We start from the raw sequence: 13098 nt of genomic DNA, 5'->3' as shown, positions 1-13098 counted from the left end.
AAAGCGCGTTGTAGCGTGTTTTGCTGTGAATTGTTCGACTACTTTTATTACTCAACGCGCAGGAGGAGATCCTCGTTTTCACGAGGATGACGCATCGTTTGGGGTGGCGATGGCAAAGCGCTGTATTGACCTAAAAGAGTCCGTCATTACCATTGATAAATGGATTTCTCAAAGTACTGTATTTACCTATAATAGTCCTTCATTCCCTTGCAAAAGGGAATCTCCCAAAGCGCGTTGTAGCGTGTTTTGCTGGGAATTGTTCGGATACTTTTATTACCCAGCGCGCTGGAGGAGATCCTCGTTTTCACGAGGATGACGCATCGGTTAGGTTGACGATGGCAAAGCGCGATATTGACCTAAAATAGTCCGTCATTCCCATTGATAAATGGATTTCTCAAAGCGCTGTAATTACCTAAAATAATCCGTCATTCCCTTGAAAAAGGGAATCTCCCAAAGCGCGTTGTAGCGTGTTTTGCTGTGAATTGTTCGACTACTTTTATTACTCAACGCGCAGGAGGAGATCCTCGTTTTCACGAGGATGACGCATCGTTTGGGGTGGCGATGGCAAAGCGCTGTATTGACCTAAAAGAGTCCGTCATTACCATTGATAAATGGATTTCTCAAAGTACTGTATTTACCTATAATAGTCCTTCATTCCCTTGAAAAAGGGAATCTCCCAAAGCGCGTTGTAGCGTGTTTTGCTGTGAATTGTTCGACTACTTTTATTACTCAACGCGCTGGAGGAGATCCTCGTTTTCACGAGGATAACGCAGCGGTTAGGTTGATGATGGCAAAGCGCTGTATTGACCCAAAATAGTCCGTCATTCCCTTGAAAAAGGAAATCTCTCAAAGCGCGTTGTAGCGTGTTTTGCTGTGAATTCTTCGACTACTTTTATTACCCAACGCGCTGGAGGAGATCCTCGTTTTCACGAGGATGACGCATCGGTCAGGTTGATGATGGCAAAGCGCTGTATTGACCTAAAATAGTCCGTCATTCCCTTGAAAAAGGGAATCTCCCAAAGCGCGTTGTAGCGTGTTTTGCTGTGAATTGTTCGACTACTTTTATTACCCGACGTGCTGGAGGAGATCCTCGTTTTCACGAGGATGACGCATCGGTCAGGTTGATGATGGCAAAGCGCTGTATTGACCTAAAATAGTCCGTCATTCCCTTGAAAAAGGGAATCTCCCAAAGCGCGTTGTAGCGTGTTTTGCTGTGAATTGTTCGGATACTTTTATTACCCAGCGCGCTGGAGGAGATCCTCGTTTTCACGAGGATGACGCATCGGTTAGGTTGACGATGGCAAAGCGCGATATTGACCTAAAATAGTCCGTCATTGCCATTGAGAAATGGATTTCTCAAAGCGCTGTAATTACCTAAAATAATCCGTCATTCCCTTGAAAAAGGGAATCTCCCAAAGCGCGTTGTAGCGTGTTTTGCTGGGAATTGTTCGACTACTTTTATTACTCAACGCGCTGGAGGAGATCCTCGTTTTCACGAGGATGACGCAGCGTTTCGGTTGGTGATGGCAAAGCGCTGTATTGACCCAAAATAGTCCGTCATTCCCTTGAAAAAGGGAATCTCCCAAAGCGCGTTGTAGCGTGTTTTGCTGTGAATTGTTCGACTACTTTTATTACTCAACGCGCAGGAGGAGATCCTCGTTTTTACGAGGATGACGCAGCGTTTCGGTTGGCGATGGCAAAGCGCTGTATTGACCCAAAATAGTCCGTCATTCCCTTGAAAAAGGGAATCTCCCAAAGCGCGTTGTAGCGTGTTTTGCTGTAATTCTTCGACTACTTTTATTACCCGACGCGCTGTCGGAGATCCTCGTTTTCACGAGGATGACGCAGCGGTTAGGTTGATGATGTCAAAGCGCGGTATTTACCTAAACTAATCTCGTATAATCCATCACACTTTTGGCCTGATGCAGCCACTTTCTATCCAACTTTACTCGATTACCTCAGGCCTGCCTTTGTCCTTGTAGTAATATCCGTGTACAATGCTCGGACTATTTGGAAGTAGCATAGAGCATGCGCTATGAGCCACATCTTAGACACTATTGATACGGTATATCCGTTTCCCCCTAAGCCTGTTCCTCTAAGTGATGACGAGAAGCAGCAATACATTGCAAACATCAAAACGCTATTAAAACAAAAAGACGCGGTTTTGATTGCTCACTATTACACCGATCCTGAAATCCAGGCACTGGCCGAAGAAACAGGTGGTTTCGTGGGTGACTCTCTTGAAATGGCGAAGTTCGGTAACCGCCATGATGCGTCGACGTTGATCATTGCTGGCGTTCGCTTTATGGGCGAATCAGCAAAAATCCTAACGCCAGAAAAACGCATTCTGATGCCAACGCTAGAAGCGGAGTGCTCTCTAGACCTTGGCTGTCCTGCGGACAAGTTTACGGAATTTTGCGATGCGCATCCCGACCACACCGTGGTAGTTTACGCCAACACGTCAGCCGCGGTAAAAGCACGCGCAGACTGGGTTGTAACATCAAGTATCGCCCTTGAAATCGTTGAGCACCTAGACGCCGAAGACAAGCCAATTATTTGGGGACCAGACCGCCACCTTGGCTCTTACATCGCCAACCAAACTGGTGCTGATATGTTGTTGTGGCAAGGTGAGTGTATCGTACATGACGAGTTCTCAGCCAAAGCACTGAAAGACATGAAGTCGGTCTATCCAGATGCCGCGATTCTGGTACACCCGGAGTCTCCGGCTAGCGTAGTTGAACTGGCGGATTCTGTTGGTTCTACCAGCCAGCTAATCAAAGCGGCAAAAGAGCTACCGCATAAGCAGATGATTGTCGCAACCGACAAAGGTATCTTCTTCAAAATGCAGCAAATGGTGCCAGAGAAAGAGCTGATCGAAGCACCAACAGCAGGCGCTGGCGCAACATGTCGCAGCTGTGCACACTGTCCTTGGATGGCGATGAATGGCCTACGAGCTATTGAGAAAGCCCTAAAAGACGGCGGTGAAGAGCACGAGATCTTTGTAGATGACGAGCTGCGCGTTAAATCGTTAATTCCGTTGAACCGTATGTTGGACTTTGCCGAGCAACTGCAGATTAAAGTGAAAGGCAATGCGTAACCGCGAAAGTTAACGCTGTTCTCAAAAACCAGTCTTCGGACTGGTTTTTTCATATATGCAGTCGGCGATTTTCATATATGCTTAACAGATAATCCGTCTATGAGTAGGGAAGTCTGTGGCGATTTGGTTGCAACTTAGAAAATGGTTTCATTCTCACCTGTTTGAACTGAGGTTTAAAAGCTTAGCAGTCGCCATAGTACTCTATGCTGTATTGTCGTGGCTGTTACTTAAAGCCAGCGGCGAAACGGATCTGACGGTTCCAATTTCTCAATTTATCTATTTTATCGTCGTTACCGCTTCAACAGTGGGGTATGGCGATCTATCCCCAACAACAGAAGCCGGTCGATGGGTAGCCATCTTATTTGTTATTCCTGGTGGATTGATGTTATTTGCAGCCTTGCTTGGCCGCCTAGCTGCACTTGGGCTCGATTCTTGGCGTTCTGGACAACTCGGTAAAAGGAAAGTAACAGTGGAAAATCATATTCTAATGTTGGGTTGGAATGGTCAACGTACCATTCATCTTATTCGTATGCTGCAACATGAAGAAACAGGCCGCAGACCTATTGTATTGTGTAGCCGTTCGGATATCGAAAACCCGCTGCCAGGTGAGATTGCCTTTGTAAAAGTAAACAGCTATACCGATGGTCGAGAAATGGAAAAAACCAATATCGAAACTGCCAGCTGTATCCTTATTGATAACCCAGAAGACGACATCACGCTTTCTGCTGCTCTTTACTGCTCAAACCGCAATCCCAGCGCGCATCTGCTGGTTTACTTCAAGGATGAAGCGCTGAGTGACTTGTTACACCAACACTGTCCAAACTCTGAGTGTATTCCTGCTGTGGGTGCAGAAATGCTTGCAAAGGCGGCGGTTGACCCAGGATCAAGTGCTCTGCACCAAGAGTTATTAAGCTCAACTCGCGGAATGACACAATACTCAGTTCGTTATCCGAACGATGCGGCACAAACGTCGGTTGGAGCCTTGTTTAATTGGATGAAGGTCGAATATCAGGCCACTCTCATAGCGGTAGATGTGGGAAATGGCATCATTCTTAATCCCGATCTCGAGCAAACAATCTCGGCGGGCAACAAACTGTTCTACATTGCTGACGAGCGGATCGACGATTTTTCTTGGGATCACGATTAGTCTCAAGTTTTTATCTTCACGTTGTTCATCAATATTTGGGATATGAATAGTTAGATGTAGAAAAATATCTTGATACAGAAACTTGTTCTGTTTATTATGCGCGCGATTTTTAGAAAAAATGAATGAACGTTCATTCATTGATTATGGGAATATAATAATCCATGCGCGTAAATTTGCTGTCGCTTCTTGTTGTTTCAGTTATTACATCCTCTTATGTGGCCGCTCAAGAAGATGTCGTTATTCCTAGCTATGCTCAACTTGAAACAAGTAAAGAAGACATGGTATTCGAGCACGACGTTACTAAAGCAGACGCGAGAGTAGACGAATACGATGATGCTATCTCAAAACTAAAAGATGAAAACACAGATAGTCGTTATTCAGAAACGATTTCGGATCTAAAGTACGCTAAAAAATACTACAGAGAAGTGAACGGACTCCCCATGTTCAGCTTCTTAGGCGGTCCTGCTTTCACGCCAGAACAAGGGGTTCTTGTTGCGGTCGGCGGGCTGTACTCTTTCAAAACAGATCGTGAGCAACATCAGTTGCAACGTTCAAGCGTTTCGGCGTTTCTTATTGGTAACTATGTAGACTCTGAAATTGGCTACGGTTTAAGAGCCAGACATGACCTATTTTGGAACCATGACGATATTCAATTCCAAGGTGCATGGAATGCAGGTACCCAAGGCAAACACTATTGGGGTATCGGCTATAATGCAGCGCAGCAGTTTGAATTTGGTGATGTAACGCAATACAAAGCCAATACCAACAACTACAAAGGCAACTTGATCTTTAGGATTGTTGACAACTGGTTCGCAGGACCATCCGTCAAACTGAACTATTTTAGTCCAACTTCCGAACCAGAGTCGGCGATCTTGGATGAAAACTTCAATCAATTCAAAGACAAACCGTTTACATGGGGCCTTGGCGGCAGCATTCAATACGACTCTCGTGATGTAGCCGTTAACCCATGGAGCGGCTCTCTGTTCCGTACAGAGGTGCTGCTATATAGCGAAGCACTGGGCAGTCAAGCCGAGTACCAGAAACTGGATGTGGAATATCGTACCTTCCACAGCTTCCAAGAAGGTAGAGTTTTAGCGGTGCTAGGACGTTTTCAACAAGCCTTTGGCGATACACCATATTACGACATGCCTGAACTCGGTGGTGCTAACTCAATGCGAGGTTACTACCAAGGTCAATACCGTGATCAAGTTGCAGCAGAACTAACGGCCGAATATCGACACACATTCCGTCGCAGCTCAGGCGCGCTGTCTAACCATGGTATTACCGTGTGGACGGGCGTAGGCTCAGTAGGTGAAACGGTTGAAGACTTGTCAGGACATGCCATTTTATCCTACGGCATTGGTTACCGCTATGAACTTCAACCGCGCATGAATATCCGTCTCGACTTGGGTATGGGTAAACATGGGTCGGCATTTTACTTTAACTTTACTGAGGCATTTTAGGTAACCCGTTTTGATTAGATTGCTAACCTTAGTCGTTATCACGCTGCCTTATATGGTATTAAATACTGTATATGCAGCGAACGACGAACTGAAACAACAAGTAGAAAGAGAGAAGAACCAAGCTCACTGGAGCGGCTTGCCTGTGTGGGGAGAACAAGCGCGTGAACTGGGTTATGAACTGCCGATTCCTGTTGGTGTTGGCATCTATATGAACTCTCAAGATGTTGAGTATGTGGCGACGGATGACTTCAAAATTGATGCAACAGGCGGTCTGCTTGGCGGTCGTAACAAGCCTAATCATTATGTAGTACCAGCAGATGATGTATCGATTAAAGGCTCTGACAAGAGTGTTCAGCTTAGACTCGACGCATGGGTATTTCCATTCTTAAATGTGTATGGCCTAGCTGGCTATACCGAGGGAAATAAAGAGATCAGCGCCGATCTCTCAAATGCAACACGTAACGGTAGACCGTTTCCAGTACCAGCAACCATACCAATCGATATCGAATATGAGGCCTACAACTTGGGTATCGGTGCGGTACTCGCAACGCAGTTTGAAGTGATAGATGGATTCAACCCTATTATCGTGACGGCAGCGGGAGCCGTGACCAATGCTTGGACGACCACGACAGACAGCACCATTTTAACCAAAATCGGTGCAGTGCGAGTCGGACAGCGTTATGACGTACCCTACGGCAAGTTGACAATGTTACTCGGCTATCAATACCAGAGCATTGAACAGAACGTAACGGGTAGCCTAACCGACCTAAACGTTGGGGGGCTAAACCTTGCCGATGAACTGCGCTTTGACGTAAACCTAAAAAGCAAAGAAACATCTAACATGTCACTTGCTGCCATATACGATTTTGGCTATGAGAAAGAGTGGAATTTGATGGCGGAATACAGCTTCCTAAACTGGAATCAGCTGATTGTGTCGATGGGCTATCGTTTCTAAAGATAATAAAAAGCTCCTCATCATGAGGAGCTTTTTGCATTACTGCTGTTCGGCCAGAACCGCGCCTTTTTGTGTGATCCCACAAAGCATTATTGGCATGGCACTATAAATCTCAGCAAATTGCTCTAAACCTTCAATACCTTGCGCTTGTAACGTTGCGATAGATGTCTCTGGGTCGAAAAGCATACTCAATGACAGCAGTACGCCACCTAACAGAGCGCTGTCTTCGCTGTGCTCTGGCATGATGGTTTCCCAATCATCTCTGGCTAGTTGCCAGCCTTGTAACACGCCTTCGCAAAAATCTTTAGTTGCCAGTGTCACAATCTCTTCTTCATCAAGCTCACAACCTGCAGGCCATTGCCATTCGCCGTCTAAAAGAGCAGGGCGGATATCATTCCACAACCCGATAATCGCTTGTGCGTAAGTCTCTAACTGTTCACCGGATGTGAACGGAGCGACTTCCTCACCACCCCACAAAAACGGTAGCCACTCTTCTGGTGGCAAGGTGTGCGGCGCAGCGGCCATAGAAGTGACAAAGCCTTGTGTTTGCGCTTCGTTGAGTAGTTTACCTTTTAGCTCTGGAAGGGAAAGTATGTCTTTTAATGTCAAAATGCTTTACCGTAAAGGCGAAAATGATGCTTAATAGTAACAAGCTATAGACGAATAAAATAGACGAAATTATCTGAGTCGAACAAGAAGAAAGAATCGCTTCTCTAGTAATGGTCATCAAGGCGTCTCTCAAAAAGAAAAATGTCGTCGCGCTAGCGCTGTATCCGGTATTTAAACTTGCGGCGAGTGGTGGTATTTGGCCCGACCCGTATTCGGTAGATCACAATGTTAAGCTCACCAGCTTGTTCTATAACCGAACGAGTGACGGAACCGTTGATAAAATCGAACTGTGAAACAATCCCGAAGCCGATGGTTACCATCTAGATCCCTGGTACACCTCAGTAAAAAACCAACCTATCAATATCATTAAGCGGTTTGAAGTGCATAAAGCCCTTCCAGTTTTCAAGCAAACGCAACTCTAATGTAGAGCCTTTGCGTTAACGTGAACCATTCGCAGTGACACTAACTTCATTGTCGCTGCGCCCTCCGACGTTTTCCATAACGACACAAAATCCCAGAAAATACTGACTTCAACTCGTTCACTCCTATAAAGCTAACTAAACCTTAGTTAGTCGCGAATACAAAATTGTTTAGAGCTGTAACTATTGTACATAACGTGCCACTAACTCACTGAATATTGGTGCTATAGTCAATAAATGTAATGAAATTACAACAAATAGCGAGTTTATCTAGTTTGAAGTTCAAAATTGGTGATGAATTTACCATGTGACTTCAAATACGGTATGTAAAACTGATGATTTGGTGTTCTAATAGCGACGAAATCTAGATAGTAAAAGATATCTAGTAATATGAATTGCCAAAAGCATTTTTTGATAGTTTATTATTCCGTGAGATTCCTGAATTGAAACCTAAAGCTCCTTTTTGTATTCGTAACGCCGCAGCAGACACTTTTGCTATGGTCGTCTTCTGTTTCGTTACTGGCATGCTAATCGAAGTATTAGTATCTGGTATGACGTTCGAACAGTCATTGGCATCACGTTTACTGTCGATCCCGGTCAATATCGCGATTGCATGGCCATATGGCGTATTCCGTGATTGGGCACTAAGACAGGGCGCGAAAGTATCCGGTTCGGGCACCATGAAGGCTATCTCAGACCTAATTGCTTACGTTGCGTTCCAATCGCCGGTATACGCTGCGATTCTATTTACGGTAGGTGCGTCGACTGACCAAATCATCACCGCTGTATCGAGTAATGCGCTAGTATCATGTGGAATGGGTGTACTTTACGGCTACTTCCTAGACTTATGTCGCCGCTGGTTCCGAGTGCCGGGTTACTACCAAAGCATCTGATTTGTCGATCATTTGATCGAATTAATCACAAAGTAAGCAAACAATTAAAAAAGAGCGCTTTTTTCCCGATTTGCACTTGACCCCATCGAGGATAATCATTAAATTAGCGCCTCGTTAGCCAACAGCGTTAACAAACAATACGGTGAGTTGTCCGAGTGGCTGAAGGAGCACGCCTGGAAAGTGTGTATACGGCAACGTATCGAGAGTTCGAATCTCTCACTCACCGCCACATTCAAGTTTAAAGACGTCTCAGGACGTCTTTTTTCTTATCTGAAGATCATCAAAATCAATCAGTTACCATCTTGTAACGTTCCATAATGTTCCACAAAAGCGTTTGTTTTTCGTAATACCTAAAGTAATACCCAGTCTCCCAATCTGATGCTAGTATTACTTTAGAGCACCACATTAGGTATTACTTTCTTATCTTTATCTCCACCAGCATAAGCAGTAACTATATGTAAATTAATAAGTTACTAGCCATAAGTAATACCTAGTTTTTTCGGTGTGCGTGCTGAGAACAGGTATTACTTGAGGGATCGAAATGGCGAATAACCTAACGGCAAGGCAAGTCCAAACGGCAAAACCCAAAGATAAGCTTTATCGACTATCTGATGGCGGTAATCTCTACTTTTGTGTGCGTCCTAGCAATTCTCGATCTTGGCAGTTTCGCTATAAGCGACCTGGTCAAGACAAAATAACCTATCTCTCTTTTGGTACCTATCCTGATATGTCTCTCGCAGAGGCTCGAGATAAAGCTCTCGAAGCAAGAAAACTATTGGCTGATGGTATTGATCCCCAACTTGCTAAAGCAGAGCAGAAAGCCAAAGCGATTACTGAGCAAAATGCGACATTCAAGTTTGTCGCGGAGCAATGGAAGGTGACTAAAGAAGGCCAGATTAAGGAGAAGACGCTGAATGGGAACTGGCGCAAGCTCGAACTCTATGCCTTTCCAAAGCTTGGTACCATTCCGGTGAGTAAGATCACGGCGCCTATTGCTATCGCTGCTTTACGTCCTATTGAAAATCAAGGCTTACTAGAAACCGTTAAACGTACTGCTCAGTTAATGAATGAGATCATGAACTACGCCGTAAATAGCGGGGTGATCCATGCCAATCCATTGTCTGGTATTCGCGATGTATTTAAGAAACACAAAGTCGTGCACATGAAAGCGTTACAACCGCATGAAATGCATGAGCTTATTCGCACGGTTGCTACAGCCAATATACAGCATGTGACGCGCTTTTTAATTGAATGGCAGCTGCACACCATGGTTCGGCCTAATGAAGCCTCTGGTGCTCGCTGGGAAGAGATTGATATAGAAAATCAGCTGTGGATCATCCCGAAAGAGCGTATGAAGATGAACCGTGAACATGTAGTTCCTCTAACTGCTCAAACTTTGGCAATCCTTGAGGCGATAAAACCGATTAGTGGCCATCGTGAATTTGTTTTTCCATCGAGCCGTAATCCTAAGGTACCTACTGATTCAGAGACCGCCAACAAAGCGCTTGGCAGAATGGGCTTTAAGGATAGGACGACTGCTCATGGTATGAGAGCACTCGCCAGTACCACACTCAATGAAAAAGGCTTTGATGCCGATGTGATTGAAGCCGCGCTTGCTCATACCGATAAGAACCAAATTCGTAAGGCCTATAACAGAACAGACTACCTAGACTCTCGACGCCAACTTATGTCCTGGTGGAGTGAGCATATCGAGAAATCAAGCTATGGAAGTTACAGTGTTACTGGTGGCAGTTACCTGCAGCAGGTTAACTAGTAGCTCGTTATCGTTGGCGGAGCGGTTTTGTTTGTTGCCATAAATTTGAACATCAATGCTAAATTTTTTCAGACATATGTCATCAAGGTGAAATCTATTCACTGATGAGGTGTCAATATGCGAAATAAACCGATTCGTTTGATCCGCTTAAATGAAGTGCTCGCGATGACTGGATTATCAAGATCTAGTATGTATCGTTCCATTGAAAAGCAGCAGTTTCCAAAGCAGGTGTCACTTGGAGATAGAGCTGTCGCTTGGGTGGAGTCTGAGGTTCAGGACTGGATACATGGCCGCGCGAGTGCTCGTTAGCTCTTTATCTATAGTCAACAAGCGTATGTTATTGCTCAAAGATCTCACGATGTTTTTGACTGATGAGATCTTTAACAATGTTTTTGGAAGACTTAGACAGAGCTCTTTCTAGTTCAACTAGCTGAGCATAGGAGCTCATACGTAAGTTAATGCTATTTCCATTTTTCTCCTCGTTAGATATTTTTCTTAGCCAAGCTTTTTTTAATTTTGCACTTAGATTTTTAGCGGATTGATTATCATAGTGCCATTGGATATCAAAATAAGTAATTATTGATTCGTATAAAGTATCGATGGAGGTTGCCAGCCATGGCAGTACAAACCTCTCTCTCTCTTCCTTTTTGAGGATTTCTATTATCCATTTTAATTGACGCTCATTTTTTCTGTCTATCCACTCAGTAGTATTATTGCTTAGATATACATTCTGCCAATTAATCTTAAGGTTGATTAATAATTCGAGTGCATCGAGAGCCAGTTCTCCTCTTGTTTCCTCTGATGCATCATTTAGGTATTTAGATATCAGTCTCAGACGTTCTTTATGGCTCGAGATACTAGATGATGCAGGAAATTCAAGCGGATTCTTAGGAGTACTATCGATTACTATTTTATCGACTCGAACAGCAGTACCCTCATTGATCTTTTCTTGCTTGATTTTTTCAGCATATGAACAATCTGGGCTTTTGCTTCTATATGTATTTAGCGATCTACGATCACGAGGAGAACGAGTATTAGCATCTAATGGGTTTGCATATTGTTGGGTACGAGCCTTTAACTTTGATAGTGGTTCGCCGTCCATTGATGAGAGGTATCTCATGAAGTCTCTTTTTTGAAAATCGATCATCATGAAGCAAAAACCAGATACCCTCGAAGTATTGATCCACGCCATTGGCTCGTGATCTGGATCAATTTCTGTCTGATACTCTATCTTCCATTTGTTGGCTAGTAGTACTGCCGTATGTGAGTCAAAATTCCTTGCGATAACTTGGTTCAGCTGTTCGACTTTACCTCTTAACCTGAGTCGTTCGAACTCTTCAGAGAGTTCGCCTGCCCCAAAGTAGTCGACTACTTTCTCAGTGAAAAACTCTACTTCATCTTCCGTTGAAGCATTTATGTACACAAAAGATTTCATACCCATCGCCATATGATTTTTTAACCATTCTCAACAAAAATATTGTTCTTTCAATGGGAATTTTTGTTCTTTGTGATGCTGGTTTGTGTATTTTATGAGTATTAATTATGTTCATATTTTTCTGAAAAAATTCACCGTATCAAGAGAAATTAAGGGGAAACTGGCTGTAGTGCTTCAAATCTCCTAACTTCAGAGTGTAATTTATATGGAATAAGTACAGTCTTCAGGTTGCTATAGAAGAGGAAGTTGGTCCCGAACTCGCCCAATCAATGTTGGTATAGTTATATACATAGCTCTATACATAGCTCTCAGTGAACATACCCTAGTATGATCATGTCACTGTCTTACCAGCTAAAAACTTAGTGGAGCTCATTACCTATGAATGAAAAACCATAGGTGACGAAAATGAACAAGAACCACTTCAAAGGACTCCCTATCCAGGGGAATGTGAATGACTACAATGTAAGGTACTTAGACAGGATGCTAGGCACGATTAATCGTGCCTGTGATGACGATAAGCGAGTGTATGCAGTGAGGGTAGACCTAAAGATACCACAAGCTTCCCAAGAGCTAGATTGCTTGAGTCGAGACGAGCCTGTTAACCACTGTCGATTCAGAGATAGGCTTATCTCTAGATTTGTAGAATCACTGAAGGCAAAAATACAAGCAATGGATCAGAGGTATCGTAGAAATAATAGAAGGGTGTACCCGACAAGCGTGAGATATATTTGGTGTAGGGAAAGGGATAGCTCGATAAACGACCATTATCATGTTGTTCTTCTATTTAATAAGGATAGGTTTCATAGACTCGGTGACTGGAATAGTAGGGTTAGTTTATCTGGGATGATTATTGCTTCATGGGCTAGTGCATTGGGAATTGAGTATCATGGTGCAACTGGTTTAGTACACTTTTCAGAAAATGGTGGGTATTATCTGCATCAGGATAAATATGAGTTCAATGAACAGTACTCTGAACTATTCCATCGGGTGAGCTACTTGGCAAAAAAAGAAACCAAACACTATGGTGAGGGAAATAGAAACTTTGGTTGTAGCCAGAGATAATGGTAAAGGCTAGGTAAATCCTAGCCTTAGTATAGTGGCTCTTCTCCGCTTAGATGAGCTTGACAGAAGGGTATAATATTGAACTTACCTCAGGTACTGAAAGCTGTTTAATCTTCAGTTTGAAGTATTCGGTATCTCTTATCCCGCGAGCTCTTCTACGCAACAATCCTATTGATACATTGCCAGCCTCGATTATAGAGCTGGTTAGTCGGTCATACTTTGCAAAGTTACAGATGCCTTCTTT

Annotated in this window: 12 protein-coding genes and 1 tRNA gene; 10 read left to right on the top strand and 3 right to left on the bottom strand. The window is 43.8% G+C overall.

Going from position 1 to position 13098, the window contains the following annotated elements; genetic code table 11:
- Positions 1-2035 precede the first annotated feature (2035 nt).
- The 4 genes from nadA (at position 2036) to VTH8203_RS19730 (ending at position 6662) form a co-directional block, all read left to right on the top strand.
- A complete protein-coding gene (gene nadA / locus VTH8203_RS19745; protein WP_006075300.1) occupies positions 2036-3097 on the top strand; it encodes a quinolinate synthase NadA in 1062 nt (353 codons plus the stop codon).
- 115 nt (positions 3098-3212) lie between these two features.
- Positions 3213-4244, top strand: a complete 1032-nt coding sequence (locus tag VTH8203_RS19740) for a potassium channel family protein (RefSeq protein ID WP_096995191.1) — start codon at positions 3213-3215, stop codon at positions 4242-4244.
- 161 nt (positions 4245-4405) lie between these two features.
- Positions 4406-5707 (top strand): BamA/TamA family outer membrane protein, encoded by a 1302-nt coding sequence (locus VTH8203_RS19735; protein ID WP_096995190.1) that lies wholly within the window; start codon positions 4406-4408, stop codon positions 5705-5707.
- 10 nt (positions 5708-5717) lie between these two features.
- Entirely contained in the window at positions 5718-6662 is a 945-nt protein-coding gene (locus VTH8203_RS19730) for a hypothetical protein (protein WP_244181264.1), read from the top strand.
- Positions 6663-6701: 39 nt separating this feature from the next.
- On the opposite strand, the gene VTH8203_RS19725 is transcribed toward VTH8203_RS19730, so the two are convergent.
- The gene (locus VTH8203_RS19725; protein ID WP_096995189.1) at positions 6702-7271 is read right to left on the bottom strand and encodes a UPF0149 family protein; all 570 of its coding nucleotides are present in this window, start codon (positions 7269-7271) and stop codon (positions 6702-6704) included.
- A gap of 110 nt (positions 7272-7381) precedes the next feature.
- On the opposite strand from VTH8203_RS19725, the gene VTH8203_RS19720 reads away from it, so the two are divergent.
- The 5 genes from VTH8203_RS19720 to VTH8203_RS19700 all read left to right on the top strand — a co-directional run bounded on the left by VTH8203_RS19720 (position 7382) and on the right by VTH8203_RS19700 (position 10666).
- Positions 7382-7564, top strand: coding sequence for a hypothetical protein (locus VTH8203_RS19720; protein ID WP_096995188.1), 183 nt, complete (start codon positions 7382-7384; stop codon positions 7562-7564).
- A gap of 569 nt (positions 7565-8133) precedes the next feature.
- Entirely contained in the window at positions 8134-8583 is a 450-nt protein-coding gene (locus tag VTH8203_RS19715) for an L-alanine exporter AlaE (protein ID WP_096995192.1), read from the top strand.
- 141 nt (positions 8584-8724) lie between these two features.
- Positions 8725-8812: transfer RNA gene (locus VTH8203_RS19710), tRNA-Ser, on the top strand.
- Between the two features lie 312 nt (positions 8813-9124).
- Positions 9125-10357: a tyrosine-type recombinase/integrase gene (locus tag VTH8203_RS19705; protein WP_096995187.1), complete on the top strand. Its 1233-nt coding sequence runs from the start codon at positions 9125-9127 to the stop codon at positions 10355-10357.
- 117 nt (positions 10358-10474) lie between these two features.
- Positions 10475-10666, top strand: a complete 192-nt coding sequence (locus tag VTH8203_RS19700; RefSeq protein WP_096995186.1) for a helix-turn-helix transcriptional regulator — start codon at positions 10475-10477, stop codon at positions 10664-10666.
- 28 nt (positions 10667-10694) lie between these two features.
- Here VTH8203_RS19700 and VTH8203_RS19695 read toward each other — a convergent pair whose 3' ends face one another.
- Positions 10695-11792, bottom strand: coding sequence for a hypothetical protein (locus tag VTH8203_RS19695; RefSeq protein WP_158296201.1), 1098 nt, complete (start codon positions 11790-11792; stop codon positions 10695-10697).
- 405 nt (positions 11793-12197) lie between these two features.
- Here VTH8203_RS19695 and VTH8203_RS19690 point away from each other — a divergent pair, with 405 nt between their 5' ends.
- Positions 12198-12854, top strand: coding sequence for an inovirus Gp2 family protein (locus VTH8203_RS19690; RefSeq protein ID WP_096995184.1), 657 nt, complete (start codon positions 12198-12200; stop codon positions 12852-12854).
- A 49-nt stretch (positions 12855-12903) separates the two neighbouring features.
- Here VTH8203_RS19690 and VTH8203_RS19685 read toward each other — a convergent pair.
- Positions 12904-13098, bottom strand: a 195-nt coding sequence (locus VTH8203_RS19685) for a transposase (RefSeq protein WP_167385790.1), incomplete at its 5' end; no start/stop codon positions are given.

Origin of the sequence: Vibrio thalassae (assembly GCF_900089835.1) — a bacterium.
GTDB lineage: Bacteria > Pseudomonadota > Gammaproteobacteria > Enterobacterales > Vibrionaceae > Vibrio > Vibrio thalassae.
This window is presented reverse-complemented; position numbering and strand designations above follow the sequence as displayed.

Coding starts and splice junctions, on each gene's coding strand:
- VTH8203_RS19720 (WP_096995188.1), top strand. CDS start 7,382: ATGGTCATCAAGGCGTCTCTCAAAAAGAAAAATGTCGTCGCGCTAGCG.
- VTH8203_RS19690 (WP_096995184.1), top strand. CDS start 12,198: ATGAACAAGAACCACTTCAAAGGACTCCCTATCCAGGGGAATGTGAAT.
- nadA (WP_006075300.1), top strand. CDS start 2,036: ATGAGCCACATCTTAGACACTATTGATACGGTATATCCGTTTCCCCCT.
- VTH8203_RS19700 (WP_096995186.1), top strand. CDS start 10,475: ATGCGAAATAAACCGATTCGTTTGATCCGCTTAAATGAAGTGCTCGCG.
- VTH8203_RS19695 (WP_158296201.1), bottom strand. CDS start 11,792: ATGAAATCTTTTGTGTACATAAATGCTTCAACGGAAGATGAAGTAGAG.
- VTH8203_RS19735 (WP_096995190.1), top strand. CDS start 4,406: ATGCGCGTAAATTTGCTGTCGCTTCTTGTTGTTTCAGTTATTACATCC.
- VTH8203_RS19705 (WP_096995187.1), top strand. CDS start 9,125: ATGGCGAATAACCTAACGGCAAGGCAAGTCCAAACGGCAAAACCCAAA.